We start from the raw sequence: 26,590 nt of genomic DNA, 5'->3' as shown, positions 1-26,590 counted from the left end.
CCTATGAAGCATCAAACAAGGCTAAGTTATTGCTGACACGAGAGCTCGACTCGCTGCTTTTCCCAGACAATAAATCTTCCATGTCCAATACCAGAACCACCGAACCATCGCCCGACAGCGTGGCACCTGCAACACCTTTAGGACGGATATTTTGTAGTGGTTTAATCACTACATCATCACGGCCTACAAAGGCATCGATTGCCAAAATAAAGGCTTTTTCTGCCGATTGCATCAAGACACCAAAAGCAGGGTCTTGTGTCGGTGGCCAGTTCAATAAATCTGCCAAGGGGCGTACAGGGAGGATTTCATCACGCACCACAATGGTTGGGCGGCCAGAGACTTCTTGAATCGAGTTTTTCTGGATAGGGATAATTTCACGCACCATTGCCAACGGCACGGCAAAGGGTTGTCCACACACTTTCACCACCAACACCGGCAAAATAGCGAGGGTCAATGGCAAGGAAATGCTCAAACGTGTGCCTTCACCCATCACTGAGCTGATGTCGATGCGACCGTTTAATTTTTGGATGTTGGTACGTACCACATCCATCCCAACCCCACGGCCAGACACATTTGAGATTTGATCTTTAGTTGAAAAGCCGGGCAAGAAAATAAGATGCAAAGCTTGTTTGTCGTCAATGCTGTTAGCGGTTTCTGCGTCGATCAGCCCTTTTTCCACCGCTTTTTTACGCAACACCTCAGGATTCATCCCACGACCATCATCATTGATCTCAATAACGATATGGTCGCCTACCTGAGTGGCAGACAGTTCAACCACGCTCTTGGCAGGTTTGCCCACCGAAATACGTTCTTCTGCCGTTTCAACACCATGATCGACCGCATTACGCACCAAGTGCACCAGCGGATCGTTAAGATCCTCAATCATGGTTTTGTCGAGTTCGGTCTCTTCACCCGAAATGACCAACTCAACTTCTTTGCCTAACTGTCGTGCTAGATCACGAGCCAAACGAGGATATTTTTGGAACAAGCGGCCAATTGGCTGCATGCGGGTTTTCATCACCGCATTTTGCAAGTCACCGACTAATAAATCGAGCTGGCTGACTGCCTCGTCTAACGCACGTAAAGTATTTTGCGAGTTATTGCCTTGCAGAATTTCAGTACGTAGGGTGGTAAGGCGGTTTTTGGTTAACCCAATCTCACCAGACAAGTTCAACACTTGGTCGAGACGCTGGGTATCAATCCGAATGGTGTTTTCTTGTGGTGCTGCAGTCACCATCCCGCTTGGTTTATTTTGTGTCCGTGGCGGAGGCGGTGGAGCAGGCGGGGCAGCGGCAGGAATCAATTCACCTTCGGTGGCTGGTGTGGCAACGGGCGCAGGTGTTGGAGCCGGTGTGGCAACGACTGCCTGACTGGTGACCGCTGGTACTGCCGCTGCAGGGACAACCACAGCTTGATATAACTGTTGCCAGTCTGGGCCGCTACTTGGCGCGGGTGCGGCGGCAGCAGGTGCCGGCGCGGGCGCAACCGGTGCTGGTGCAGGGGGGGCGGCAACTGGGGGTGGTGCTGCTGCTTCACCACGCAAGGCGCCTTCTAAGCGATCTAATAAATTAGAGTCGGCACTCGGTGGCATCCGGCGTTGTGCCAGATAATCGAACATATCACGGACTGTGCCTGTGGCATCCATGATGACGTCCATTAACTGTACCGAGAGTTGCAATTCGTTATTACGGAGTTTGTCGAACAAGTTTTCCGTACGGTGGCACAACGACACCAGAGAAGCGACATTTAAAAAGCCCGCTCCGCCTTTGATGGTGTGGAACCCACGGAAAATGTCATTTAACAAATTCGTATCGCCAGGTCGTTTCTCTAGCTCGACAAGTTTGTTATCGACATCGGCCAGCAATTCGGACGACTCGGTCAGAAAGTCTTGCAATAGTTCTTCCATTCCGGCGAAGTCGCTCATGATGGGGTTCCTCTTTCACTATAATTTTTAGATATCTGGGGCGGGTATCGGTCAATTTCTCGAGAACCCTAGAAGCCAAGGCTTTCTAATAGATCATCCACTTGCTGTTGATTTGCAACGACATCGGTACGCCCAGTGGCATTGATCACTGGCCCGTTTTCCAGACCTGTACTGCATTGTTCTGGCTCTCGCTCAGGAGAATATTCCATCAAAAACTCAACCAGCTCACCTTCGACTTGCTGCACCATGTTCAAGACACGTTTGATGACTTGGCCAGTCAAGTCTTGGAAATCTTGTGCCATCACGATTTCCATCAGTTGTTGATTCGTTGCTTGGGTTTTTGATGGCAATTCGTTTAAGAAGCGATGCGAATTTGTCGCCAATAATTTGAATTCTTCAACCGACAATTTATTGTCGAACAACTGTTGCCAACCTTGCGACAACGCCTGTGCCTGACGCTCCATCTCATCTTGCAAGGGTTTAGCGCGATCGGTGGCATTTAACACCCGTTCGGCGGCCTGTTCGGTCATGGTCGCGACATATTGCAGACGATCTTTTGCGTCAGGAATGGCGGAAGCGGCCCGTTCCAGCGATTTGTCGTAGCCCAACTCGCGTAATGCATCATGGAATTTCCGTGTTAGCTGACCGACACGGGAATACATCACGGCCTCACGATCCGAGGTGTTGGATTCATTCACCGGACTGGGCGCGGGGCTTGATACCGGTGCCGCTGCTGGCATGGCATGTGTCTGTTGCACCACCGCATCAAACAACGCCTCAAGTTCAGGGTTGTCCCCTTCCATTTCCATTGAAACCGGTGCCGGTGCTGGCGGAGGGGGCGCAACGGGGGCATGGGCGGCTTGAGCAATGCTATCGAATAAAGCTTCAAGTTCGGGGTTATCGCCCGAAGGGGAAGATGGGGCGGGAGCAGCAACCGGTATAGGAGGCGGTGTGACAACTGCAGTTTGTGCATGAGCAGATTGCGCCACGCTATCAAACAGCGCCTCTAATTCGGGACTATCGCCTGAGCCAGTATCGAAAGACGGACTGGGCGCCATCGCAACAGGAGTGGGCACAGGCGCAGGGCCTTGTCCTTGATGTGCCACGCTGTCAAACAGCGCCTCTAACTCTGGTGAGTCTCCGCTTTCCAATAGATGATCCGGCATAATGATTTCCTCCCGTTAAGCGTTAGCTCACTGTTTGGCCAAGTTTTGGAAGATTTTTGCCAGTTTTTCTTCCAAGACTGCTGCGGTGAATGGTTTGACGATATAACCATTAGCACCTGCAGTTGCCGCTTCAATGATGTTTTCACGCTTAGCTTCTGCAGTAATCATCAAGAAAGGCAGATGTTTAATTTGTGGATCTGCACGCACGGCACGCAACAGTTCGATCCCTGTCATGTTCGGCATGTTCCAGTCCGAGATCACAAACTCATACGCTTGTGTTTTGAGTTTGTGCAGCGCGGCAGTCCCATCTTCGGCCTCATCCACATTGGTAAAACCCAATTCTTTCAAAAGGTTACGGATGATGCGACGCATCGTCGAGAAGTCATCAACGACGAGAAAACGAAGATTTTTGTTTGCCTCTACCATAATTTGTCATGTCCTAGTTGGTCGAGAGTTGTAAATGAGCCGCGTATTCTATGGCAATTTGAGAAGATTGTTATCTTTGTAGATAAGGAAGCAAAGTCTCTGCCAACAACGCCGGTTCAAATTTTGCCACGTAAGCATCCACGCCAACACTGGCCCCCATCGCACGATTGGCATTGGAGGAGATGGATGAGTGCATCACCACTGGAATCCCAGCAAAGCGTGGGTCGCTCTTAATATTACGCGTTAGCACAAAACCGTCTAGCTCTGGCATTTCAGCATCAACCAAAATTAATTTGAGCGTATCAGCCAAGCGGCTTTGGCCTGCTGGTTGACGGTTGGCAAAAGACTGCAATTTATCCCATGCTTCACGACCATTGGTGGCCTGATGGTATTTCACCCGCATCTTATCGAGCACGCTGGTGATTTCTTTACGTGCTACCACCGAATCATCTACAAAAAAGACAAATTGATCGGGGGCTAAGTCCGCTTGTGGGATATCTGGCATCCGTGACTCGCCCACTACAGAAGACAGAATTTGCTCAACGTCTAAAATCGATACCAGCTTACCGTCTTCCAATTCGGTAATCGCGGTAATCATGGCTTGGTTGCCGCCACTGCTGCTGACGACGTTTTCTGGTGCCCGCATCTTTTCCCAATCGACCCGAATAATACGATCTACCGAATCGACCAATAGCGCCTGTGTACTGCGGTTAAATTCCGTCACAATCATCGAATTATAGGTGCGTGTTTCTGCCTGAGCCGCACCAATAAACTTAGCCAGCGAGATTATCGGAATAATGTTACCGCGTAAGGAAATCACGCCTTGTACGCCAAAAGGCATGTTGGGTGATTTTGTGATTTCAGGTGTTTGTGAAACTTCACGCACTTTGAATACATTGATGCCAAAAATTTCACGTGTGCCAAGCGAAAACAGCAGGATCTCCATTTTATTGGAGCCTGCCATACGTGAGCGAACATCAATATCCGCCAGAAGAGGAGCGTCTTGTACTGTCATAATGACTTGACCTTAAATCATCTTGGCTATGCCGGAGTAAAGAGGGAGAGCCACACGCAATCAGCCCAATTTGAGCATTTCGCGGATTTTTAGCGACAATTTCTGTGGTTCAAATTTGGATACATACGCATCCACCCCAACCGACTGCCCAAGTTTTTGGTTTGAGGTTCCAGAAAGAGATGAGTGCATCAATACTGGAATACCAGCAAAACGGCTGTCGCTTTTGATCATCTTGGTCAAAATATAGCCATCCATTTCTGGCATTTCGACATCAGTTAATACTAATTGCAGGTGGTCTCGTAATGGCACACCAGATAAATCAGATTGGGTTGCCATGCGTGACAGCTCATCCCAGGCGCGACGGCCATTGATGGCCCCAGCATGGCGCACGCCCATCATATCCAGCGTTTTTTCGATCTGTTTACGGGCAACGGCAGAGTCATCGGCATAAAACACCATACAAGGTTGTTGTATGGGCTCGATATTGACGTATTGGAATGAGTCGTCGATGTTGGTGGTTTCGGCTAACACCTTCTCGACATCAATCATCATCACTAACGAGTTATCTGCCAACTCGGTGACTGCGGTGACTAAACCGCCCATCCGGTTAGAAATCATCTCGGGGGGGACACGCATTGCCGACCAGTCGAGGCGCAAGATGGTATCCACGGCTTCGACCAAAAAGCCTTGCGTGTGACCGTTGTATTCAGTCACGATCATGATTTCTGGCTGTTTGTCTGTGATAATGCCAGTGTATTTTGCCAAGTCGATCACCGGTACCAGCTGACCACGTAGACTGACCATGCCTTCCACAGAAGCTTGCATTTCTGGTGCAGTGGTGATTTCTGGTGTACGCATGACTTCACGCACTTTAAATACGTTGATGCCGAAGATTTCTTTTCGCCCGGTGCGCTGATCCATACCGAGAGAAAAGAGAAGGATCTCCAGTTTGTTGGTACCCGCAAGTTTGGTTCGGGCGTCGATTCTTTTCAGAAGGTCGGACACAGGCGGCTCCGCTGAATGGGTCTTTGTCAGAGTTGAATTAAATTTTAGGATGACATCGCGAACAATTTACAGGCATGATGCCAAACAAAAACAGTTTAGCAGTCAAACGCGCAAAACCTGTACGGAATGCATCATCACGCTATTATTACCACAAAATCCCAAGAAACGTCATAAAAGCGATTTGTGAATGTCTCATTCCCCCACAAACTCTCCTGCTGAAGTGCATTCTCTCGAAGAGGCCTTTTCTGTTTTTAATCGAGTTTCAGCCGAGTTAATCGAGTCCTATGAACAGTTACAGCAACGTGCCGCTGAACTGACGGCAGAATTGGCCCGTGCTAACTTAGAGTTAGAGCGTAAAGCCGCTGAAAATCAAGATTTATTAGCACGGCTTAGTTTATTGCTCGAACTGTTACCCGCTGGGGTCATCGAAATCGATGCACAGGGCCAAATTCTGCGGCTGAATCCAGCGGCACGCGAGTTATTTGGTGAGGCACTCACACAGACGACTTGGGCAGCGTATCAGCCTTATTTTACACCGACACCGGTTGAGGATCGCTTTGTTTTTTGTTGTGGTGAAGCTGATATTCGTCAACTTGATATCAGACAGCGCCCACTGCCAGAGGACGCAGGACAAATCGTGCTGATTCAAGATGTCACTCGTCATCACAATTTGCAAGAACGAATTGAACAACAACAACGATTGGTTGCCATGGGGCAAATGGCTGCATCGTTGGCCCACCAACTGCGTACGCCGTTGAGTACCGCCATGTTGTATGCAGGACATTTACGGCGCGAAGGGCTCACGAGGGAAGAACAACAACGCTTTGCGGATAAAGTTTCTGAACGATTGCGGGTGTTAGAAGGCTTGGTGCAAGACATGTTGCGCTTTGTTCGTGGTGGCCCCTCCCAAGTGGAAGCAGTCAGCGCCAATCGTTTTCTGACTGAAACCGTACGCAGCCTACAGCCACAGTTACAAAGTCGAGGCTTGGAATTGGACTTGCAACTTTTGCCTCAAGACGTGGTGATTCAAATTGACAGTCGTGCCCTCGGTGGTGCTGTGCTGAATGTGTTGGAAAACGCCATGCATTTTGCCTCCCCAGCCAGTCAAATCCGCGTGCAAGCCGAACGTGAGGGCAACCAACTCACCATCACCATCAGCAATCAAGGGCCCATCATCCCCGACGTGCTAGCAGAGCGAATTTTTGAGCCATTCTTCACCACACGTTCCGAAGGGACAGGATTAGGGCTGGCCATTGTCCGGCGTGTGTTAACAGAAGCTGGTGGAGAAATTTGTTTGCTCCCTACCCGTGATGATCGTTGTCGTTTTCGTCTGAGTTTACCCTGCCATGATTAACCCTGCCCTACCGCGTGTTTGTATCCCACCGGGGGGGTATCACATCAGCCAACAACCAGCATGTTTAGTTACCCTGCTGGGTTCTTGTGTGGCGGCTTGTATGCGCGACCCGCTGACCAAAATTGCCGGAATGAATCATTTTTTATTGCCCAAAGGGGGGCGGGCATTGCCGGCGGCAATACGAACACGTTATGGTGAATGGGCGCTGCCGATGTTAATGGATGAAATGATTCAACGAGGGGCACACCCCAATCGCATTGAAGTGGCGCTGTTTGGGGGAGGCAATATGATGCCGGGGGTGTTGCGTTGTGAAGTGGGTGACAAAAATGCGGAATTTGCACAAAAATTTGTCCGTGAATCTGGCTTAAAACTGATTCATGCCGACCTCGGCGGCTTGCATCCACGACGGATTAGCTTTGATACCCAAACAGGGCTATTTCATGTCCACCGAGTAGAGCCTCATACCCAACTGCCTTTAATCAATATCGCTTCTGGTAAACCTTCTCGCCCATGATTGCTGTTGCTCTACCCTATCGTGGACGCTTTGCGCCCAGCCCCACTGGTCATTTACACGCGGGTTCATTGTCTACCGCCATTGGCAGTTATCTTGAAGCGCGTTGTCGCGGCGGTGAATGGTTACTGCGGATTGAGGATATCGACCCACCACGAGAAGTGGCAGGCGCTGCTGCTGGCATCTTGCACACTTTGGAACAACTCGGGTTTGAATGGGATGGTCCCGTGCTGTACCAACACACCCGTCTTGAGGCCTATCAAGCCGCACTCAATCAACTGCAGCAACAAGGTTTGGCCTATGGCTGTGGCTGTAGCCGCAGTGAAATTGCTGCCTATGGCCGCCGTGGTTTGGAAGGATGGATCTATCCCAATTTATGTCGAGATGGCTTACCACAAGGCAAAACAGCGCGTGCTTGGCGGATGCGTGTGCCCGCAGGTGACTATCGTTTTTATGACCGCTTGCGTGGTTGGCAACAACAAAATGTTGCAGCAGACATTGGGGATTTTGTGCTGCGGCGTGCTGATGGTTTGTTTGCCTATCAATTAGCGGTGGTGGTGGATGATGCTGCACAGGGCATAACAGATGTGGTTCGTGGGGCAGATTTATTAGATTCGACGGCACGACAAATTGTCTTGCAACAGGCGCTGCAAGTGGCTACCCCAAGCTATTGCCACCTGCCGTTATTGGTCAATCAGGCCGGGGAAAAACTCAGTAAACAGACGCTCGCTCCACCACTGGATTTGACACAACCCGCGCAGACACTGCGTCAAGGTTTACAACGTTTAGGGCTATTAGCACCGCCAGAATACCAACAGATCAGCGAGTTATGGCAATGGGCGCGGGCACATTGGCAACTGTCGAATGTGAATGCCGCTTGCCAAGTCATTGATCGCACACCATAATGCCGGCTTTTGCAGGAGAGTGTGGTTTCTACCACCGCCGAAGGCGCAAGCGCACCCGCACAATCGCTCAGGCAAATGGACTGCAAAAAACGGGCTTTATGCCCAAACACTCTGGAGAGCGTCGCAGCGTTTGCGACCACCGAAGGGGCTAACGTAGCCACGTGAGCAAATGCTACGGAAAATCTCAGGTGCCCAAGACAGAGGGGTGCATCATTTCACAGGTTTTTCTGCACCTGAAGGATGCACTGATGACGCAAGCTCTCCAAACCACCGCCTTACACGCCCTCCATACCGAACTCAACGCCAAGCTGGTTGATTTTGCCGGCTGGTCGATGCCTATTCACTACGGTTCACAACTGAAAGAGCACGAAATCGTGCGCCAAAGCGCAGGCTTCTTTGATGTGTCACACATGACCATCGTTGATATCACCGGCGCTGACGCCACCGATTGGTTACGCTATTTGTTAGCCAATGATGTGGCGCGTCTTGGTTTTGTGGGCAAGGCGTTGTATTCCGCTATGCTTAATCCACAAGGCGGGGTGATTGATGATTTGATCGTCTATCTGACCGACACCGGCTATCGCATGGTTGTCAATGCTGGCACCCGCGATAAAGACTTGGCTTGGATGCGCGAACAAAGTGCTGGCCGTGCGGTTACCCTGACCCACCGTCAAGATTTATCCATCATTGCTGTTCAAGGGCCTGAGGCCATCGAGCGCGTGTGCCAAGTGAAACCGGAATGGGCAGAAGCCATCCGCAATCTGAAAGTATTCCAAGGGTTGCCATTTGGCGACTGGTTTATTGCCCGCACCGGCTACACCGGTGAAGATGGGTTGGAATTGATGGTGCCGAACCATGAAGCAGACGCCTTTGCCCGTGGTTTGTTGAGCGTGGGTGTGGCACCGATTGGTTTAGGTGCGCGTGATACCTTGCGCCTTGAAGCCGGTATGAACTTGTATGGCCATGATATGGACGACAGCATTAGCCCCCTGCAAGCTGGCATGGGTTGGACCATTGCGTGGGAACCTGCCGAGCGTGATTTCATTGGCCGTGCTGCCATCAGTGCTGAAAAAGCCGCTGGTGTGGCGATGAAACAAGTGGGTTTAGTGCTTGAAGGCCGTGGGGTGTTGCGTGAAGGGATGCCCGTCAATGTGGACGGTGTTGGCACCGGTATCATCACCAGCGGTACTTTCTCTCCGACTTTAAAATTCTCGATTGCTATCGCACGCGTTCCCGCTGCGATTGGCGAACAAGCCACCGTTGACCTGCGTGGCACTGCCACACCGGTGCGCGTGGTAAAAATGCCATTCGTTCGCAACGGCAAACGACAATTTGTTTGATCCTTCTTTGATCATTCACTATCCCTAGGTGGGGCGTTGGGCATCCGCTTGCGCCTCACCCCTCTGTATTGTTTACGACTGACTTAAAATTTTGGAGAACTGACAATGAGCCAAATCCCTGCAGAATTGAAATATGTGGCCAGCCATGAGTGGATTCGTGACGAAGGCAATGGTGTGGTGACCGTTGGTATTACCGATCATGCACAAGCGTTGTTGGGTGACGTGGTGTATGTGGAATTGCCAGAAGTCGGCAGCCACTTAGCCGAAGGCGATGGTGCTGGTGTGGTGGAGTCGGTGAAAGCCGCTTCCGATGTGTATAGCCCGTTGGCAGGTGAAGTGTTAGAAATTAACCAAGCCTTGGTCGATGCGCCAGAAACCGCGAACAGCGATCCGTATGGTGCCGCTTGGTTCTTCAAATTGAAATTGAACAATCCTGCTGATCTGGACACGTTGTTAGATGCCCAAGCTTACGCAGCAGAAGTGGGCGCCTAAGCCCTGTTTGATGCGTCTGTTGTCTTTGACAACAGGCGCTTTATTTTTTTGCCTTGCCTCTGTTGTTTGAGACCGGACTATGACCTCCCTACGCTCCCTCGAATCTTCCGACGCTTTTCTTGGCCGCCATATTGGCCCCAACGAAAACGACATCAGCAGCATGTTGGCGACTGTCGGTGCTGCCTCGCTAGAAGACCTCACAGCCCAAACGGTTCCTGCTGCAATCCGCTTTGGCGAAGCCTTACCGCTGCCTGAGGCTCGTGATGAAGCTGATGCCCTTGCTTTGTTAAAAAGCATTGCCAGCAAAAATACCGTTGCTAAAAGTTTGATTGGTCAAGGCTACTACGACACTTTGATGCCGCCGGTGTTACAGCGCAATGTGTTGGAAAACCCCGGTTGGTACACCGCCTATACCCCGTATCAAGCTGAAATTGCCCAAGGCCGTTTAGAGGCATTGTTAAATTATCAGCAAATGGTGATGGACTTTACTGGCTTTGATTTAGCCAATGCTTCGTTATTGGATGAGGCCACGGCGGCGGCTGAAGCGATGGCGATGGCCAAGCGCGTCAGCAAATCCAAAAGCCAAGCGTTTTTTGTTGATGCTCGTGTGTTTCCACACACGCTTGATGTGTTGCAAACCCGTGCCGCTGGTTATGGTTTTGAGCTGATTGTTGGCGATATTAGCCAAGCCACTGCCCAACCGGTGTTTGGTGCCTTGCTGCAATATCCTGCTGCTGATGGTGCCATTAGCAATTTGTCACAAGACATTGCTGCGATTAAAGCACAAGGCGGTGTGGTGGCGGTGGCAGCGGATTTATTGGCCCTTGCTTTGCTCACGCCACCGGCTGAATTGGGTGCTGACATTGCGCTTGGTTCAACACAACGCTTTGGGATTCCTATGGGCTTTGGCGGCCCTCACGCCGCCTACTTCGCGACCCGTGATGAATACAAACGTGCTATGCCGGGTCGTATCATTGGGGTGTCGGTTGACGCAAAAGGCAAACGTGCATTGCGGATGGCGTTGCAAACACGCGAGCAACATATCCGCCGTGAAAAAGCCAACTCCAATATTTGTACCGCACAGGTGTTGTTAGCCAATTTGGCTGGGTTCTATGCTGTGTGGCATGGTCCAGAAGGTATCAAACGCATTGCCCAACGCGTCCACCGCTTGGCTGCCCTGTTCGCTGCTGCGTTGCAACAGCAAGGGGTGAAAGTCTTGCACGCGCATTTCTTTGACACGGTGAGCCTGCATACCGGTGATAACACCGACAGCATCTTGGCTGCAGCGACTGCCAAGGGTTATTTATTGCATCGCTTAAATGCTGATACCGTGAGTGTGTCGTTTGGTGAAACCTCGACTGCCAACGATGTTGCCACTTTAGTCAATATCCTGACGGGTGCTGAAGTCGATATTTATGCTTTAGACAGCAGCACGGCTGATGCTTTGCCTGCCGATTTAGTGCGTCAATCGGCTTATTTAACCCACCCCGTTTTCCACAGCCATCACACCGAAACAGCGATGATGCGCTATCTGAAACGCTTGCAAAATCGTGATTTAGCACTTGATCACAGCATGATCGCGTTGGGTAGTTGTACCATGAAGCTCAATGCTGCAGCTGAAATGATGCCTGTAAGTTGGCCAGAATTTGCCAATCTACACCCCTTCGCACCACGCGAACATGCCACGGGTTATCTCGAAATGATCCATGGCCTGTGCCAACAGCTGCAAGCGGTGACTGGCTTTGCTGCGGTGTCGATGCAGCCGAACTCTGGTGCGCAAGGTGAATACGCCGGTCTGTTGGCGATCCGCCGCTATCTCGATAGCCAAGGTCAACAACAGCGCACCATCTGCTTAATTCCACAATCCGCGCACGGTACCAACCCTGCCACTGCCCAGATGATGGGCATGAAAGTGGTTGTGGTGGCGTGTGATGAGAATGGTAATGTCGATGTGGCTGATTTACGTGCCAAAGCAGAGCAATACTCGGCGGAATTAGCATGTTTGATGATTACCTACCCGTCCACACACGGGGTATTTGAAGCCGCAATTCGTGATATTTGCGACATCATTCATCAGCATGGTGGTCAGGTTTACATGGACGGCGCCAACTTAAATGCGTTGGTGGGGCTGGTGAGACCGGCTGATATTGGTGCCGATGTGAGCCACATTAACCTGCATAAAACCTTCTGCATTCCACATGGTGGCGGCGGCCCCGGCATGGGCCCGATTGGGGTGCGTGCGCATTTAGCCCCGTTCTTGCCAGACCATGCTGTTGCTGGCAGTGGTGGTGATAATGCCGGTCAGGGCGCGGTGTCTGCTGCACCATTTGGTTCAGCCTCGATTCTGCCGATTTCGTGGATGTATATCACCATGATGGGCGCCGCAGGGCTGAAACGTGCAACACAAGTGGCGTTGCTCAACGCCAACTATATTGCGACGCGTTTGCAAGACGCTTTCCCAGTGTTGTACCGTGGTCAAAATGGCCGTGTTGCGCATGAATGTATTATTGATCTGCGCCCACTGAAAGCTGCGACCGGTGTGACCGAAGTGGATGTGGCAAAACGCTTGATGGATTATGGTTTCCACGCCCCAACCATGAGCTTCCCTGTGGCAGGGACGTTGATGATCGAGCCAACAGAAAGTGAATCGAAGGCTGAGCTGGATCGGTTTATTGAGGCGATGTTGTCGATTCGGGCGGAAATTGCTCGTGTTGAGGCTGGGGAATGGACAGCGGAACAAAGTCCATTGCGTCATGCGCCGCATAGCTTGTCTGATATCACTGGCGAGTGGAACCGTGTTTATCCACGAGAGCAGGGTTTATTCCCGCTGGCGTGGGTGGCCGAGAATAAGTTCTGGCCATTCGTCAATCGGATTGATGATGTGGCAGGCGACCGTCAACTGATTTGTAGCTGCCCACCTTTGAGCGACTACAGCTAATCGGTAAAAACAGACACCGAAACACGCTAAAACCGCCTTGCCCGACACTGGGTTAGGCGGTTTTTTTATGTACGGATAATGAGGGTTAGGGCGTGTTGTAGGGTACGTCACCCGTTAGGGCGACGTACCACTCATTAAGCGTCACCAAGCAAACCCTCATTACCAGCCCAATCCACCGGATAAACCCCAGCAGCCACCAACCTATGAAAAGTCGAATACGGCCAGTCGGCAACACGCGCCACTAGGCCATGTTTCAGCGGGTTGATATGCACATAGTCCATATGTGCGGCGAAATCAGCTTCATCACGGATCAGATGTTCCCAATAACGGCGTTGCCACAGCCCGCGCTCTTGCCGCTTGGCGCATGCTCCCCTTTGGGCACCCTTTTGGAAAATCCCATCTTAATCAACCGCCAGCGCAGCGCAAAGTCATGGTCACTCTCTGGAAGCTCTAACACGCAATGCAAATGATCCGGCAACACTACCCAGCCATGAATGGTAAACGGATGTGTTCGTTTTACCTCGCGTACTGCTTGGCGCAAGACATCAATGTGGCGTACCAGTAGATCATTGTTATGTCGCTCAAGCAGCGTGACTGTGAAGAAATAAGTACCACCTGGATACCACAAGCGACGGTAATTAGGCATGGTTATAGTAATCGAAAATTGAATGGCTAATTTTATGGTCTTTTATATGACTTACAAGTTTTATTGTTAAAGTGTACCGGAAGGTGTCGTAGGGTACGTCATCCGTTAGGGCGACGTACCAAAGTTGGTTTGAGATGGCTTATTGGAATGGTGTCATGGTGCGTCGCCCCTGTGGGGTAACGGCACCGTACGGGTCATGAGGATTGAGCCATATTGTAGGGTACGTCACCCGTTAGGGCGACGTACCAAAGTTGGTTTGAGATAGCTTATTGGAATGATATCATGGTGCGTCGCCCCTTCGGGGTGACAGCACCGTACAGGTAATGAGGATTGTGTCATGTTGTAGGGTACGTCACCCGTTAGGGCGACGTACCAAAGCTGGTTTGAAATGGCTTATTGGAATGATGTCATGGTGCGTCGCCCCTTCGGGGTGACAGCACCATACGGATAATGAGGGTTAAGTGATGTACCAAACTGCTAAGTGCTCGTTTTGATCTCGTGTTTTCTCGCGAAATTGCCGAATTTGCAATAAAAAAGGGGTGCCAAGTTGGGCGATTTCCGCCATGATTAGGACAACACACTTTGTCCCAAATAATAAAAGGTGGAATTTGCAATGAAACATGCCCTGCTCCCATTGAGCCTTGCTGGTGTTGTCGCTCTAACCGGCTGTGTTACCCCTCCTGCCTCCCATCACTACGGCCCTGCCTACGTCCAACCCGTTTACCAAGATGCCACCTTTGCCCGCACGGAAATGTGCAAACTGACCAGCGAAGGCGAAATTGCTGCTTTGTTTGATCGCTGGAACCAATCCTTGCTCAGTGGCAACCCCAAACAAGTGGTGGCTAACTATGCCCCACGCTCAATCCTACTCCCCACGGTATCAAACAAACCTCGTCTCTCTGCAGCAGAAAAACAAGATTACTTTGAACATTTCCTTGCCAATGGCCCAGTCGGTAAAATTGACCTGCGCCATATCGAAATTGGTTGCAATACCGCCGTTGATGCCGGTTTATACACCTTCTATTTCCGCAAAACCGGTGCCTCGGTCAGTGGCCGTTATAGCTATACCTACCGCTGGGATGGTCAAAACTGGTTGATTACCAGCCACCATTCCTCTGCCATGCCAGAAAAAGCCGGTGCAGCACATTAAACACTAAACAAAAAGCCCCCAATTGTTTGAGGGCTTTGTCAGTGCTCTAACACCCCCAGATCTTGGGGGCTTTTTTTCGGTGATACTCTTAGCGGTGGATCCGAAAACGCTCAACTGCTTTTTCTAAGGCCAAAGCAAGGTCATGTAGGGTGTCGGCATGTTGTAAGGTGCTCTGTGTGGCGCTGTGGCTTTGTTCACTCATCACAGCAATATGTTGAATGTTTTGTGCAATATCTCCACTGGCTGAGCGTTGTTCGCCCAACGCTTGGCTGATATAGGTGACCGCTTGTTGTACCTGACGGGCTTGCTGTTGTAATTCCGACACCGCCTGTTGTGCGGAGGAAACTTGATTGGTGCTGTTTTCTACCAATTGTCGGCCTGTTTCCATATTTTTCACCGCTTGTTCTGCACTGCTTTGGACACGCTCAATCATGGCGGTGATTTCATGTGTTGATTGTGCAGTACGTTCGGCCAGCTTGCGTACTTCATCCGCGACCACGGCAAACCCTCGCCCCTGCTCTCCGGCGCGGGCTGCTTCAATGGCGGCGTTGAGGGCCAATAGATTGGTTTGCTCGGCGATTTCTTGAATCACTTTCACAATGCTGGAAATATTGGCCGCATTGCTGCCCAATTCGCTCATCACGGCGGCAGACGCTTCCATGCAATCATTGACTTGTCGAATCATATTACTGCTATCAGTAATGGTATCGACACTGCGGCGAACTTGGACGCCAGTTTCGCTGGTAATGCGGTCGGCTTGCTCAGCGTGTTCTGCCACCTGACCAATACTGTGGCTCATTTCTTCGACAGTGGCGCTCATCCGCGTTGCCGCTTGGCTTTGTTCTAGCGCCAGCTGTGCCAGTTGTTGTTCATTTTGTTGCAGTTCACCAATCGACGCAGCCACTTGCACGCTATAGCTGCGAATATCGCTGACTGTCCCTGCCAGTTGTTGTTGCATTTCTTTCATGGCAGATAACAGGCTATTGGGTGCGGCGGCATCGGTCTCAATCGTTTGGTCCAAGCGTCCCGAGGCAATTGTCTGCGTGACTTGCACCGCATAATTGAGTTCTCCACCAAGGTTAAGCATTAAACGGCGGGCAAACCAGATAGATGACAGTGTGAGAATCAACACAATCAGCCCACCGGTACCGAGGGCGATCCACTGCGCTTTTTGTTCCCATGCCAAAGCCCCTGCGCGGGCTTGGTCGGAAATGTGTTTTTGCTGTTCTAACAACGCTAATAAGGGTTTGCGGAGCTTTTGCCAAATGGGGATTTCTTTTTTGAATTCGGCTTGACCACCGGCTAAATCGTTTGCCTGAATCAACCGCATCACACCATCTGCCATCGGTAACCAAGCTTGTTGTGCTTGAATAATGGTGCTGAGTTCAGGGTGATTCTGGGCACGTTGTTGCAGTGCGCTAGAGGCTTTTTCAAACTCTGTCCGAGCTCGTTGATACGAGCTAGGGGCATTGGGGTTATTGGGATTGAGCAACATGGCGTGCATGGCAAGACGAATACCCAGCGCCTCGGCATAAACAGCATTCAGCTCTCGCTCCAAGGTCACGTCTTGTTCTAAATGTTGGTCGAGAAGTTGATAGCTATAGCGCATCACGCCAAACACAATGACTAAAGCGGCCAAGGTCAAAATTGACGTTTGTACCACTAAAGCAATCATCCATGCTTTTACATTCATACCGAATATCCCATGTCTTTTCTACAATTTCGCTAAAACCACCGGCACGGCGGCTATCCTAACAGAATTAAAACTTAACAAAACAATAAACCTTCGCTTATTTGTCATCAAACAAACTCTCCCGCCGTGCTGGCTTTGCCGACCCGATTCGATAGGGCTCGTTTTCCCGCAACGGCAGTGTCAAAATACCTGCCATTCCTCCATTTCAAGATAAAGGTTGCCGTATGTGTGGTGTTGTTGGCGCGATTGCCGCGCGAAATATCGTGCCGCTATTGATCGATGGTTTACGTCGTTTGGAATACCGTGGGTATGATTCTGCGGGGATTGCCGTATTGACCGAACAGGGGATAGAGCGGGTGCGCCGTGTTGGCCGTGTGGCTGAAATGCAGGCGGCGGCTGAGGCGGTCGAGTTGGCGGCTGGCCTTGGGATTGGTCATACCCGTTGGGCGACACATGGTGGGGTTACCGAACCGAATGCACACCCACATATTTCATCCGAGCAAATTGCGGTGGTGCACAACGGCATTATTGAAAACCACGAAGCACAGCGCGAACGGTTGTTGGCACTCGGTTATGAATTTACGTCTCAAACCGATACCGAGGTGATTGCTCACCTGATTCATCACTACTATCAATCTACTGCCGACTTATTCGAAGCCACCCGTTTGGCGGTCCGTGAGTTGAGTGGCGCCTATGCCATCTGTGTGATGGCGCTGGATAGACCTGAGGAATTGGCGTGTGCCCGTATGGGGTGCCCGTTGTTGATTGGTTTAGGCGAAGGCGAGAATTTTATTGCCTCTGATGTTTCCGCCGTGTTGTCAGCGACGCGCCGTGTGATGTTCTTAGAAGAGGGCGATGTGGCACGCGTGAGCCGTCAGACGGTACAAGTGATTGACGGTCAAGATCAGCCGTGTGAGCGACCGGTGTTGTTGTCGGATGTCTCTCTGGCTTCGTTAGAGCTTGGCCCTTACAGCCACTTTATGCAAAAAGAAATTCACGAACAGCCCAAAGCCCTGAGCGATACGCTGGAGCAAATCCTTGAACAAGGCTTTACCCCCGATTTGTTCGGTGAACACGCCGCCAGTCGCTTTAATGAAGTGACAGGTTTGCTGATTTTGGCATGTGGTACCAGCTACTACGCTGGTTTAACTGCCAAATATTGGATTGAGGGCATTGCGGGGCTGCCATGTCATGTCGAAATTGCCAGCGAGTACCGCTATCGCGATGCTTGGGCTGATCCTAATTATCTGGTGGTCACGTTATCGCAATCTGGCGAAACGCTGGATACAGCCGAGGCATTAAAACGCGCCAAAGAACTAGGGCATAAAACCACGTTGTCGATTTGTAATGTAATGGGCAGCGCGATTCCTCGTGCTTCTGATCTGGTGTTTTATACCCGTGCGGGTGCAGAAATTGGTGTGGCTTCGACCAAGGCTTTTACGACCCAATTGCTGGCGCTGTTTAGTTTGGCTGTTACTTTGGCAAAACAACGGCAACGCTTAGATGAGGCCACGGAAACCCGTTATTTAGATGCCCTGCGCCATTTGCCCGGCAGTGTGCAACATGCGCTCAACCTCGAACCGCAGATTACCTTGTGGGCTGAACAATTTGCCAAGCGCCATCACGCTTTATTTTTGGGACGTGGTGTGCATTATCCGATTGCGCTGGAGGGGGCGTTAAAGCTGAAGGAAATCACCTACATTCATGCCGAAGCCTACCCTGCGGGTGAGTTGAAGCATGGCCCATTGGCGCTGGTGGATGAGGATATGCCGGTGGTGGTGATTGCCCCGAATGACAGTCTGCTGGAAAAAGTGAAGTCGAACATGCAAGAAGTGCGCGCCCGAGGTGGTGAGCTATTTGTCTTTGCCGATTTAGACAGCCATTTCCATGATTCTGAAGGGGTGCATGTGATTCGCACACCGCGTCATGTGGGGGTGTTGTCGCCGGTGGTGCATGCGATTCCGGTGCAATTGCTGGCGTATCACGCTGCGCTGGCGCGTGGTACTGATGTCGATAAACCACGTAACCTCGCTAAGTCGGTGACGGTGGAGTAACAGTCGTTAGACACCTTCGGATGGACACAGCAATGTGTCCATCTGACTTCATGGCTGGAGAGAAACATTAGAAGGATAAGATAATGAATATCAACGCCAGTATCGTTGACCAGCGGATAACCGGTATTGTTGAGGATCATCCCGAGTGGTTGCCAGAAGGTCATGACCTTAACAAGAAAAAATCAGCAGCGTTTGTTTTACTGTGCATCTCAACGTGTCTTGAAATGCCTTTAGATGAGGCAGCTGAATTGATGACCGAAGGGGGTAATGATGCAGGTGTGGATGGGCTTCATATTGGTGAAGTCGAAGATGGCGAATTTTTGGTGACGATATTTCAGGGAAAGTACAAAGTAAAAGACCTGAGCGGCGAGGCAAATTTTCCAGAAACGGGCGTCCAAAAGGCAGTGGATACTGTATCTGTACTGTTTGACCCATACCGAAAAGTGACTCTAAATGAAAAAATAGCGCCGAAAATTGAGGAAATTCGCTCTCTCATCCGTGATGCGTGCATCCCTAATGTGCGTGTTATTTTGTGCAATAACGGTGTGCAATGGGCAGCACAGGCTAATCATTGGATAGATGAAGCAAAAAAAGATTACGGTGATAAAGTGGATTTCATTCACTTTAATCACGACTCAATCGTCAATATTCTACAAAGAAGTAAAAAGGTTGATACGACATTGACCTTGAGTGGTCAAGCCATTGTCGAAGACATGAACTATATGCGTGTCCTCGTTGGCCGTGTGGCGGTGCAAGAGATTCATCGGCTGTTTAACGAACATGGCGACAGGCTGTTAGAACGAAATATCCGCCGCTACCTGGGTTTGCACACCAATCGTGTTAACACCGCGATTCATAACACCTTATGTGATCCACTTCGCTCGGACAAATTTTATTTTTATAACAATGGTATTACTGTGGTTTGTGATAAGTTCGATTACAACGCCTTTCAAAAATCAGATTACAAAGTACAGCTTAAAAATATGCAGGTAATCAACGGCGGACAGACCTGCAAAACGATTCAGGAAACACTCAATCACGGCGGAATATCTGGTCTTGTCGGTGAATCAGCGTATGTCATGGTGCGTATCTATCAACTGGCAGAAACAGATAAAGATTTCATCCAAGATATTACCTATGCCACCAATAGTCAGAATCCGGTGGATCTGCGTGATTTGCGTTCTAATGATGAGATTCAAAAACAACTTGAAATCGGAATAACCGATTTGGGCTATACCTACAAACGTCAGCGTGAAGAAGGGGGCGGCGGCTCGAATGTTGTGACCAGTTCGATTGTGGCCGAATCGGTATTAGCAATTTGGCGCGAACGGCCGCACCAAGCAAAATTTCGCCGTAAAGAACACTTTGGCAAGCTATATGACGACATTTTTAAGGTATTAAATGCGGCTCAAGCACTGCTGGCCGTGCTGATATTTCGGGCGGTTGAGAACGAAAGAAAACGGCCAACTTCTTTGACCCCACCCGATTATATGCCTTATGCCTCACACTATATTTCTATGCTGATTGGCCGCAGATTGCTGGCGGATATGTCTATCTCGCTCACAGAGGTGTCTCATCGCAATTTCCATCAAATTCTTAAAAAATTTGAAGACCAACACGCGCAATATCATGCAAATGCGGTAAAAGATGTGGCAGAGGCACTGACGGCTTGTTATGGAAAGAGAGACGTATCACTACAACAACTTTCTGCAACTTTCCGGCGTGGTGATCTACTGGAATATCTACCGGCACCTATTGCTGTTTAATCGCGCATTATTCCAATTTAATTGAATGTGGAAATTGTCGGTTGGGTCTTGTCAATTTATCTCTCTCCCCGATATCTGTTAATGATTGCCTGACTGATGGCAAACGCACTTCCGTTTTTCCTTGATGATGTCAGACGTCGATGCAGTGTTTGACGCATGGTGCAAGGAAGGTTAGGATTCCCTGATATGTCAACGTGCAATAAATAAGGAGAACCACTATGTCCGATAATAGCCTCAGCCCAGAAAAACAGAACCTGTTGGCAGAAGTCAAAGATGTGATTCAACAAACTGAAACCATTTTGCAAGCCACCGCTGGCGAAGGCAACGAACAAGCGAAGGCCTTGAAACAGAAATTGGCGGCTAACTTGTCTGTTGCCAAAGACCGTTTGATTGCCGCTGAAGAAGTGGCCTTGGCGCGTGCCAAAGCGACCGCCCGTGCGACCGATCAATATGTACACGAACATCCTTGGAAAGCGTTGGGGATTGGCGCTGCGGTCGGTTTCTTGTTGGGTATGTTGGTTTCCCGCCGTTAAGCTGGCATGACAGATCCTTCTTCTTCCGCGTCACCCCGTCGAGGGGTGCGCGGTTTTCTTGATACCCTCGCTCAGCTACTCTTCACCCGCGCTGAATTATTCAGCTTAGAAGCGCAAGAACACAAAGAGCAATTGGTTCATGCCATGTTATTAGGCGGTGTGGCATTGGTGTGTTTCTTACTTGCGGGCGTAGCGGTATTACTGACGCTATTTGCTGTGTTACCACCCGAATGGCGCGGTTGGCTATTGGCTGCTGTTGCTGTCTGTCTGCTGTTATCCTCGCTGTGGGTATTGCAGCGTCTTTCTGCCCATTTACGCCACTCCCCCCCGCCATTCCATGACTCGCTGCGTGAACTGCGCCGTGATTGGGATGTCCTCTCTGGGAAACAAAAATGAGACGGCATATCCAACAACGTCAGCTACAAAAAGAGTTGCTTCTAATTAAAGGTGAAGCCTTGCGTACCCGTGCTCAGTGGGAGCTACAACAGATTTCACGGCCAAACGAGGTGTTGAAATTTGGCTGGCGCTGGTTGAGTCAAGGTGGGCAACTGACGAAGTGGTTGCCTGCGGTATTGACCCTCCTGCCATCGGGACGGGTGGGGCGCGCATTGGGTTGGGCGGTGAAACTGGGCGTGGCATGGCGTATTTGGCGTGGCTGGCAACGATAGCGGATGTCAGATTTTTCGTTTATTCCGCCTAAAGCGCGGCAATGGTTGGCTCAACTTGGAATTACCTCACCTGACCAATTGCAACAATTGACTGCCCACGCTGTATTTCAGGCCTTGCAACGGCGACGTTTTCCGGTCAACCGGCGTTTGCTGTGGGGACTGATGGCGATTGAACGGGGCTGTCATTGGTCACAACTGACTGACGAGGAAAAACAGCAGGCTTGGCAAGCGGTACAACAGGGCTTTCCCCCGTTAATGCCTGATGAGCTGCCAGTGGCTGAACAAGCGATGCAGTTGGCGTTGGCACAGGCACAATTGGCACAAGCTGTCGGTGAGGTGCCAGTGGGGGCAGTGGTGATGCAAGGCGATACCTTGATCGCAGTGGGGCACAATCTACCACGTCAACATCATGATCCCACTGCCCATGCTGAAATTGTTGCGTTGCGCCGTGCAGCAGAAAAACTTGCCAATTATCGCCTACAAGATTGCACGCTCTATGTGACCTTGGAACCCTGTGTGATGTGTGCTGGCGCGATTTTGCATGCGCGCTTACAGCGTGTGGTGTTTGGGGCGTATGATGAGCGCGCTGGCGCGGCAGGCAGTGTGTGTGATGTTTTTGCTATGTCAGCATTGAATCATCAAACCGCTGTTAGCGGTGGTCTCCTTGCCACACCTTGCCGCGAGTTACTTCAACAATTCTTTGCCCAACGGCGGTCGTGATGTCGCTTGCGATTACCATCCATCTTCAGCAACAACAATTGTTTGTATCCGATCAATGCACCGATACACTGATTGCCTGCTACCCGATTTCAACAGCAAAAAAGGGCGCAGGGGAACAACGCGGCAGTTATCAAACACCCCGTGGACAGCATTATATCCGTGCCAAAATTGGCGCCCATCTGCCTCGGGCAGCGGTGTTAGTGGGACGGCGTTGGACAGGTGAAGTGTGCGATGATGCACTCTTTGCGGCACAACCGGAGCGCGATTGGATTTTGTCACGCATTCTGTGGTTATGTGGTCGTGAAGTCGGGAAAAATCGTCTTGGTGAAGTCGATACCATGGCGCGCTACATCTATATTCATGGCACACCGGATGCGGTGAGCTTATCGACGCCGCAATCTCACGGCTGTATCCGGATGCACAACGATGATGTGATTGCCCTATTTGAACAAGTGCCCTGTTTTACGCCGGTGCAGATTGTTGAGGGTGATGTGTTATGCGGTTAACGGCTGCCTCGCTGTTGGTGGCTGTGCTGGTCTGTCCCCTCGGCCAAGCCAGCAGTAATACGGTGCACAATTATCTGTTGCAACAACAACAGCTTGCGCTGTCTCCGCTGTTTCCTAATCCAAAACAGCCGGGTGTGCCGTGGATGAAGGTCGGTGTGAAAAGCCAAACCGTGGTGTTGTATGACGAGTACGGGCGTCAGCAACGGCGTTATTTGGCCTCGACAGCTAAACGCGGTTTGGGTGAGCGAGAGGGGTCTTATCAAACGCCTCGTGGTTGGCATCGGGTGTGCGATAAAGTCGGCGATGGCGCACCACTGGACACCATTTTATTTCGCCAAGCCATCACCCCTTGGCGGTATACGCCGCAACTGCACGCAGAATATCCAGAAAAAGATTGGATCTTGACCCGTATTCTGTGGTTATGTGGACAAGAACCGGGGTTAAACCAAGGCCAACTTGCCGACGGAACAGTCGTCGATAGTTACCGTCGCTTTATCTATATCCATGGCGCAGGTAGCCATGTCAAATGGGGTACACCAACATCTTTAGGGTGTATTCGTCTCTCTAGTGCGGATGTGATCGATCTTTTCTCTTTAGCACCATTGGGAAGCGATGTTTTAATCGATCCTGATTTTTAACAAATTTAATAAAAAGTGATTTTTATCTTTTAATTGTTAAATTGCCGATTGAGAACCGTATAAATAACGCACTATACACATCAAGTTTTTTTCATTTTGCCTTTTGTTATAGCGTAATAAAGCTGCTAATCTGTTTGCCTCAATATAAAAATAGATGGTTGAGTTTTTACCATAGTAAGCTCAACACATCGGCTCTAGGAGGCACACCATGTTGTCGCAACTTTCTGTCAAAGCAAAGTTGTTGCTATTGCTTTTGCTTGCGCTGGTTGGCATGTTGATCATCTCTGGCTTGGGGATGATGACCGAGCGCGAGACCTTGTTGAACGAACGGCAAAACAAAGTTCGCAATATCGTTGAAACCAGTATTGGCATATTAAGTTACTACGAGGCTGAGGTGAAAGCCGGTCGGATGTCGCTGCCAGCGGCACAAAATGCCGCTAAAAATGCCATTTCCGCAATGCGTTATGACGGAAAAGAGTATCTTTTTATTTTTGATATGCAGTTAAAGATGCTGATGCATCCAATAAAACCAGAGATGAATGGACAAGATTTATCTGGTTTAAAAGACCCAGCCACCGGCCGTTTATTTATGGTCGAAATGCGAGATTTGATTCAGGCCAATAAACCCGGTTTTGTTCACTATTTATGGCCACAACCTGGCAGTGAAGAGCCTGTGCCAAAAGTGGCGTATGGCCAAGGTTTTGCACCGTGGGGATGGGGTGTTTCAACCGGTATTTATCTGGATGATGTTGAGCGCGCTTTCTGGTCGTCATTGTGGGTGCATCTGCTGCAAATTATCGCCGTGGGAGCGGTGATTATGTTGTGTGCAATTTGGATTAGCCGTGGTGTGGCATTACCACTGTCCAATTTGGCAAAACAGCTTGATGCCGCCCGTGCCAATAAAGATCTCACAGGTCGCCTACCTGTTGAAGGCAAAGATGAAATTGCCCGAGTTAGCCAAGCGTTTAATGCTCTATTGGCAGATACCCAAAACATTATGTTGAGCATTCGCCGCTATAGCCAAAACTTAGCAGAACAGTCGGGTAAATTGGCGCGCGGGGCAGAATCTCTTTCCAGTGCAACTATGCAGCAATCGGGGGCGATTGCTTCTTCTTCGGCGTCGTTGGAACAAATTACCGCCAGCATCGAAGAAACTGCCTCGTTAGCTGAACACTTACGCGATACGGCCGCAGTCAGCCATCAACATACTTTAGATGGGATGCAAACTTCGCAGGTGTTGCAACAACGCTTATTAGAAGCGCGCAAGATGCTGAACGAGGAAATTGCCGGCACCGCAACACAGGTGATTGATAGCATGGGGGCGATCTCGGATATGACGCGGCAGGTGCGTGATATTGCCGACCAAACCAATTTATTGGCGTTGAATGCAGCGATTGAGGCAGCGCGAGCAGGCGAAGCCGGACGGGGTTTTGCGGTGGTGGCGGATGAAGTGCGTAAGCTGGCTGAAAAGTCGGCACATTCTGCCAGCGAGATTGATCAAATTACCCATCGCCTACAAGGGTTGTCCCAATCCATGCACCAACAGATTGCCCATGGTTGTGAGGGCCTTGCTGAAAGCGAAGGGGCAGCAGGTAATGTCAGCTCGATTTTGGATGAGGCCTGCCGTACTGCGGAAGAAACTCACCGCAGTGCAACCGATATTAACGGTGCCTTGTCAGAGCAAAGCCAAGCAGTGAACCGCATTGCGCTTGATGTTGAACAAGTGGCCAGCGCCAGCGATACCAACCAAACGGTAGCCAACAGTGCTTTGCAATCGGTACGAGAATTGGATCAGATGGCGGTTGCACTACGACAGGAAGTGGAAAACTTCCGTCTCGATTAAGGCGCTAGGCAACGGCTAAGGGCTGTGGCAGGCTGTGGGTTTTTCGATGTTGCGAGCGGTATTCCGTAATGAATCTCACCACCCCTGCCCTGCTGTTTCCCGCCATTTCGCTGATTTTATTGGCGTATACCAACCGTTTTCTCGGTCTTTCCAGTGTCATTCGCCATTTGTATGGCGAATATCAGCAACACCCTGATGAAACTTTACTGCGACAAATCAGTAATCTACGGCGCCGTGTCTTATTGGTGCGAAACATGCAAATTGTTGGTACTGCCAGCATGTGTCTTTGTGTGGTGAGCATGATGTTGGTGTACTACCGCCACGATAGCTATGCGGTATACGCCTTTGGTTTGAGTCTGCTTTTGATGCTGCTATCGTTGTTAATTTCGGTGTACGAGATGTTTTTATCAGGCGATGCGCTGAATATTTTGTTGTCGGGGATGGAGCAAGAGTTGGAAAAACTCGACGACGGGCCGCGTTTGGCCCGTCGCATAAAACGTGATTAGCCGAGTAATAAGGCGTCATCACTGACGGCTTCACCACGCGTGCGCTCGAACATGGCAAGCAAATCGGGCACATCCATATTGGCGCGCTCACTGCCAGCCACATCCAAGACTACACGACCTTGATGCAACATAATCGTGCGCTCGCCGTGGTCTAAGGCTTGGCGCATCGAGTGGGTCACCATCAAAGCGGTGAGTTTTTGCTCGGCGACGATTTGGTCGGTGAGTTCCAACACAAAGCCGGCGGTTTTGGGATCGAGTGCCGCTGTGTGTTCATCCAACAATAAAATGCGCGACGGCTTTAACGATGCCATCAGCAAACTCACCGCTTGTCGTTGGCCACCAGATAACAAACCCATGCGGTCACTGAGACGGTTTTCTAAACCCAGCTTAAGGCGCGCCAGCTTTTCACGGAACATATCGCGCAATTCAGGACGAACCGCACGACCGAAGCCGCGTTTTTCGCCTCGCTGCCACGCCAGCGCGAGGTTTTCTTCTATCGTCAGGCCTTCACAAGTGCCTGCCATCGGGTCTTGGAACACCCGTGCCACCAAACCAGCGCGTTGCCATGCATTCAGTCTAGTGACGTCTTGTGAATCGATATGAATTGAACCACTATCGACTAACAAATCACCACTGATTGCATTCAAAAAAGTGGATTTACCCGCGCCATTACTGCCAATCACTGTGACAAATTGACCGGTTTCAATATGCAAATCTAAACCCCGCAAAGCACGGTTTTCAATCGGTGTGCCGGGGTTGAAGGTCTTGGTCAAACCTTGTGCGTGCATCAT

Annotated in this window: 24 protein-coding genes, 1 pseudogene and 2 riboswitches; of the genes and pseudogenes, 17 read left to right on the top strand and 8 right to left on the bottom strand. The window is 50.4% G+C overall.

The window, feature by feature from the left end; genetic code table 11:
• Nucleotide 1: 1 nt before the first annotated feature.
• From ACTBZS_RS00225 to ACTBZS_RS00205, 5 genes are all read right to left on the bottom strand, one after another.
• A complete protein-coding gene (locus ACTBZS_RS00225; RefSeq protein ID WP_460430931.1) occupies nt 2-1,924 on the bottom strand; it encodes a chemotaxis protein CheA in 1,923 nt (640 codons plus the stop codon).
• Between the two features lie 68 nt (nt 1,925-1,992).
• Nucleotides 1,993-3,090, bottom strand: coding sequence for a protein phosphatase CheZ (gene cheZ / locus ACTBZS_RS00220; RefSeq protein WP_463042949.1), 1,098 nt, complete (start codon nt 3,088-3,090; stop codon nt 1,993-1,995).
• A gap of 27 nt (nt 3,091-3,117) precedes the next feature.
• Nucleotides 3,118-3,516: a chemotaxis response regulator CheY gene (gene cheY, locus ACTBZS_RS00215; RefSeq protein WP_022652727.1), complete on the bottom strand. Its 399-nt coding sequence runs from the start codon at nt 3,514-3,516 to the stop codon at nt 3,118-3,120.
• Nucleotides 3,517-3,586: 70 nt separating this feature from the next.
• The gene (locus tag ACTBZS_RS00210) at nt 3,587-4,531 is read right to left on the bottom strand and encodes a chemotaxis protein (protein WP_460430933.1); all 945 of its coding nucleotides are present in this window, start codon (nt 4,529-4,531) and stop codon (nt 3,587-3,589) included.
• 60 nt (nt 4,532-4,591) lie between these two features.
• Entirely contained in the window at nt 4,592-5,536 is a 945-nt protein-coding gene (locus tag ACTBZS_RS00205; protein ID WP_460430934.1) for a chemotaxis protein, read from the bottom strand.
• Between the two features lie 187 nt (nt 5,537-5,723).
• On the opposite strand from ACTBZS_RS00205, the gene ACTBZS_RS00200 reads away from it, so the two are divergent.
• The 6 genes from ACTBZS_RS00200 (at nt 5,724) to gcvP (ending at nt 13,076) form a co-directional block, all read left to right on the top strand.
• Nucleotides 5,724-6,890 carry a sensor histidine kinase gene (locus ACTBZS_RS00200; RefSeq protein WP_463042948.1) on the top strand — a complete coding sequence of 389 codons (1,167 nt, stop codon included), beginning with the start codon at nt 5,724-5,726 and terminating at the stop codon, nt 6,888-6,890.
• Nucleotides 6,883-7,404 carry a chemotaxis protein CheD gene (locus ACTBZS_RS00195; RefSeq protein ID WP_460430936.1) on the top strand — a complete coding sequence of 174 codons (522 nt, stop codon included), beginning with the start codon at nt 6,883-6,885 and terminating at the stop codon, nt 7,402-7,404. The genes ACTBZS_RS00200 and ACTBZS_RS00195 overlap by 8 nt, the downstream gene beginning before the upstream one ends.
• Nucleotides 7,401-8,306 carry a tRNA glutamyl-Q(34) synthetase GluQRS gene (gene gluQRS / locus ACTBZS_RS00190; RefSeq protein ID WP_463042947.1) on the top strand — a complete coding sequence of 302 codons (906 nt, stop codon included), beginning with the start codon at nt 7,401-7,403 and terminating at the stop codon, nt 8,304-8,306. The genes ACTBZS_RS00195 and gluQRS overlap by 4 nt, the downstream gene beginning before the upstream one ends.
• A 2-nt stretch (nt 8,307-8,308) precedes the next feature.
• Nucleotides 8,309-8,399: riboswitch (glycine riboswitch) on the top strand.
• A gap of 8 nt (nt 8,400-8,407) precedes the next feature.
• A riboswitch (glycine riboswitch) is annotated at nt 8,408-8,517 on the top strand.
• A 37-nt stretch (nt 8,518-8,554) separates the two neighbouring features.
• Nucleotides 8,555-9,646, top strand: coding sequence for a glycine cleavage system aminomethyltransferase GcvT (gene gcvT, locus ACTBZS_RS00185; protein WP_463042946.1), 1,092 nt, complete (start codon nt 8,555-8,557; stop codon nt 9,644-9,646).
• A gap of 105 nt (nt 9,647-9,751) precedes the next feature.
• Nucleotides 9,752-10,138, top strand: coding sequence for a glycine cleavage system protein GcvH (gene gcvH, locus ACTBZS_RS00180; RefSeq protein WP_460430939.1), 387 nt, complete (start codon nt 9,752-9,754; stop codon nt 10,136-10,138).
• Between the two features lie 79 nt (nt 10,139-10,217).
• Nucleotides 10,218-13,076, top strand: a complete 2,859-nt coding sequence (gene gcvP, locus ACTBZS_RS00175) for an aminomethyl-transferring glycine dehydrogenase (RefSeq protein WP_463042945.1) — start codon at nt 10,218-10,220, stop codon at nt 13,074-13,076.
• Between the two features lie 134 nt (nt 13,077-13,210).
• On the opposite strand, the pseudogene ACTBZS_RS00170 reads toward gcvP, so the two are convergent.
• Nucleotides 13,211-13,722: pseudogene (locus ACTBZS_RS00170) on the bottom strand (REP-associated tyrosine transposase).
• A 613-nt stretch (nt 13,723-14,335) separates the two neighbouring features.
• Between ACTBZS_RS00170 and ACTBZS_RS00165 the strand changes: the two are divergent.
• The gene (locus tag ACTBZS_RS00165; RefSeq protein ID WP_460430942.1) at nt 14,336-14,872 is read left to right on the top strand and encodes a DUF4440 domain-containing protein; all 537 of its coding nucleotides are present in this window, start codon (nt 14,336-14,338) and stop codon (nt 14,870-14,872) included.
• Nucleotides 14,873-14,960: 88 nt separating this feature from the next.
• Here the strand turns inward: ACTBZS_RS00165 and ACTBZS_RS00160 are convergent, their stop codons facing one another.
• Nucleotides 14,961-16,565: a methyl-accepting chemotaxis protein gene (locus tag ACTBZS_RS00160; protein ID WP_463042944.1), complete on the bottom strand. Its 1,605-nt coding sequence runs from the start codon at nt 16,563-16,565 to the stop codon at nt 14,961-14,963.
• Between the two features lie 224 nt (nt 16,566-16,789).
• Here ACTBZS_RS00160 and glmS point away from each other — a divergent pair, with 224 nt between their 5' ends.
• From glmS to ACTBZS_RS00110, 10 genes are all read left to right on the top strand, one after another.
• The gene (gene glmS, locus ACTBZS_RS00155; protein WP_460430944.1) at nt 16,790-18,619 is read left to right on the top strand and encodes a glutamine--fructose-6-phosphate transaminase (isomerizing); all 1,830 of its coding nucleotides are present in this window, start codon (nt 16,790-16,792) and stop codon (nt 18,617-18,619) included.
• 83 nt (nt 18,620-18,702) lie between these two features.
• The gene (locus ACTBZS_RS00150) at nt 18,703-20,385 is read left to right on the top strand and encodes an AIPR family protein (protein ID WP_463042943.1); all 1,683 of its coding nucleotides are present in this window, start codon (nt 18,703-18,705) and stop codon (nt 20,383-20,385) included.
• Nucleotides 20,386-20,603: 218 nt separating this feature from the next.
• Complete coding sequence (locus ACTBZS_RS00145; protein WP_022652705.1) at nt 20,604-20,918, top strand: ElaB/YgaM/YqjD family protein; 315 nt, start codon at nt 20,604-20,606, stop codon at nt 20,916-20,918.
• Between the two features lie 6 nt (nt 20,919-20,924).
• On the top strand, nt 20,925-21,314 hold the full coding sequence (locus ACTBZS_RS00140) for a phage holin family protein (protein ID WP_460430946.1): 390 nt from the start codon (nt 20,925-20,927) through the stop codon (nt 21,312-21,314).
• Entirely contained in the window at nt 21,311-21,586 is a 276-nt protein-coding gene (locus ACTBZS_RS00135; RefSeq protein ID WP_460430947.1) for a hypothetical protein, read from the top strand. The genes ACTBZS_RS00140 and ACTBZS_RS00135 overlap by 4 nt, the downstream gene beginning before the upstream one ends.
• Nucleotides 21,587-21,589: 3 nt before the next feature.
• Nucleotides 21,590-22,306 carry a tRNA adenosine(34) deaminase TadA gene (gene tadA / locus ACTBZS_RS00130; protein WP_463042942.1) on the top strand — a complete coding sequence of 239 codons (717 nt, stop codon included), beginning with the start codon at nt 21,590-21,592 and terminating at the stop codon, nt 22,304-22,306.
• Nucleotides 22,306-22,812: a L,D-transpeptidase family protein gene (locus ACTBZS_RS00125; RefSeq protein WP_463042941.1), complete on the top strand. Its 507-nt coding sequence runs from the start codon at nt 22,306-22,308 to the stop codon at nt 22,810-22,812. The genes tadA and ACTBZS_RS00125 overlap by 1 nt, the downstream gene beginning before the upstream one ends.
• Nucleotides 22,803-23,450 (top strand): L,D-transpeptidase family protein, encoded by a 648-nt coding sequence (locus tag ACTBZS_RS00120; RefSeq protein WP_460430950.1) that lies wholly within the window; start codon nt 22,803-22,805, stop codon nt 23,448-23,450. The genes ACTBZS_RS00125 and ACTBZS_RS00120 overlap by 10 nt, the downstream gene beginning before the upstream one ends.
• A gap of 208 nt (nt 23,451-23,658) precedes the next feature.
• Nucleotides 23,659-25,293, top strand: coding sequence for a methyl-accepting chemotaxis protein (locus ACTBZS_RS00115; RefSeq protein ID WP_460430951.1), 1,635 nt, complete (start codon nt 23,659-23,661; stop codon nt 25,291-25,293).
• 68 nt (nt 25,294-25,361) lie between these two features.
• A complete protein-coding gene (locus tag ACTBZS_RS00110; protein WP_022654628.1) occupies nt 25,362-25,799 on the top strand; it encodes a DUF2721 domain-containing protein in 438 nt (145 codons plus the stop codon).
• On the opposite strand, the gene ACTBZS_RS00105 is transcribed toward ACTBZS_RS00110, so the two are convergent.
• Nucleotides 25,796-26,590: an ABC transporter ATP-binding protein gene (locus ACTBZS_RS00105; RefSeq protein WP_460430952.1), complete on the bottom strand. Its 795-nt coding sequence runs from the start codon at nt 26,588-26,590 to the stop codon at nt 25,796-25,798. The genes ACTBZS_RS00110 and ACTBZS_RS00105 overlap by 4 nt on opposite strands.

The organism is Aquaspirillum sp. (assembly GCF_055136605.1).
Note: the sequence above shows the minus strand (reverse complement) of the source record. Positions and strands in the feature narration are given on the sequence as shown.

Coding starts and splice junctions, on each gene's coding strand:
- ACTBZS_RS00225 (WP_460430931.1), bottom strand. CDS start 1,924: ATGAGCGACTTCGCCGGAATGGAAGAACTATTGCAAGACTTTCTGACC.
- cheZ (WP_463042949.1), bottom strand. CDS start 3,090: ATGCCGGATCATCTATTGGAAAGCGGAGACTCACCAGAGTTAGAGGCG.
- cheY (WP_022652727.1), bottom strand. CDS start 3,516: ATGGTAGAGGCAAACAAAAATCTTCGTTTTCTCGTCGTTGATGACTTC.
- ACTBZS_RS00210 (WP_460430933.1), bottom strand. CDS start 4,531: ATGACAGTACAAGACGCTCCTCTTCTGGCGGATATTGATGTTCGCTCA.
- ACTBZS_RS00200 (WP_463042948.1), top strand. CDS start 5,724: ATGTCTCATTCCCCCACAAACTCTCCTGCTGAAGTGCATTCTCTCGAA.
- ACTBZS_RS00195 (WP_460430936.1), top strand. CDS start 6,883: ATGATTAACCCTGCCCTACCGCGTGTTTGTATCCCACCGGGGGGGTAT.
- gluQRS (WP_463042947.1), top strand. CDS start 7,401: ATGATTGCTGTTGCTCTACCCTATCGTGGACGCTTTGCGCCCAGCCCC.
- gcvT (WP_463042946.1), top strand. CDS start 8,555: ATGACGCAAGCTCTCCAAACCACCGCCTTACACGCCCTCCATACCGAA.
- gcvH (WP_460430939.1), top strand. CDS start 9,752: ATGAGCCAAATCCCTGCAGAATTGAAATATGTGGCCAGCCATGAGTGG.
- gcvP (WP_463042945.1), top strand. CDS start 10,218: ATGACCTCCCTACGCTCCCTCGAATCTTCCGACGCTTTTCTTGGCCGC.
- ACTBZS_RS00165 (WP_460430942.1), top strand. CDS start 14,336: ATGAAACATGCCCTGCTCCCATTGAGCCTTGCTGGTGTTGTCGCTCTA.
- ACTBZS_RS00160 (WP_463042944.1), bottom strand. CDS start 16,565: ATGAATGTAAAAGCATGGATGATTGCTTTAGTGGTACAAACGTCAATT.
- glmS (WP_460430944.1), top strand. CDS start 16,790: ATGTGTGGTGTTGTTGGCGCGATTGCCGCGCGAAATATCGTGCCGCTA.
- ACTBZS_RS00150 (WP_463042943.1), top strand. CDS start 18,703: ATGAATATCAACGCCAGTATCGTTGACCAGCGGATAACCGGTATTGTT.
- ACTBZS_RS00145 (WP_022652705.1), top strand. CDS start 20,604: ATGTCCGATAATAGCCTCAGCCCAGAAAAACAGAACCTGTTGGCAGAA.
- ACTBZS_RS00140 (WP_460430946.1), top strand. CDS start 20,925: ATGACAGATCCTTCTTCTTCCGCGTCACCCCGTCGAGGGGTGCGCGGT.
- ACTBZS_RS00135 (WP_460430947.1), top strand. CDS start 21,311: ATGAGACGGCATATCCAACAACGTCAGCTACAAAAAGAGTTGCTTCTA.
- tadA (WP_463042942.1), top strand. CDS start 21,590: ATGTCAGATTTTTCGTTTATTCCGCCTAAAGCGCGGCAATGGTTGGCT.
- ACTBZS_RS00125 (WP_463042941.1), top strand. CDS start 22,306: ATGTCGCTTGCGATTACCATCCATCTTCAGCAACAACAATTGTTTGTA.
- ACTBZS_RS00120 (WP_460430950.1), top strand. CDS start 22,803: ATGCGGTTAACGGCTGCCTCGCTGTTGGTGGCTGTGCTGGTCTGTCCC.
- ACTBZS_RS00115 (WP_460430951.1), top strand. CDS start 23,659: ATGTTGTCGCAACTTTCTGTCAAAGCAAAGTTGTTGCTATTGCTTTTG.
- ACTBZS_RS00110 (WP_022654628.1), top strand. CDS start 25,362: ATGAATCTCACCACCCCTGCCCTGCTGTTTCCCGCCATTTCGCTGATT.
- ACTBZS_RS00105 (WP_460430952.1), bottom strand. CDS start 26,590: ATGATGCACGCACAAGGTTTGACCAAGACCTTCAACCCCGGCACACCG.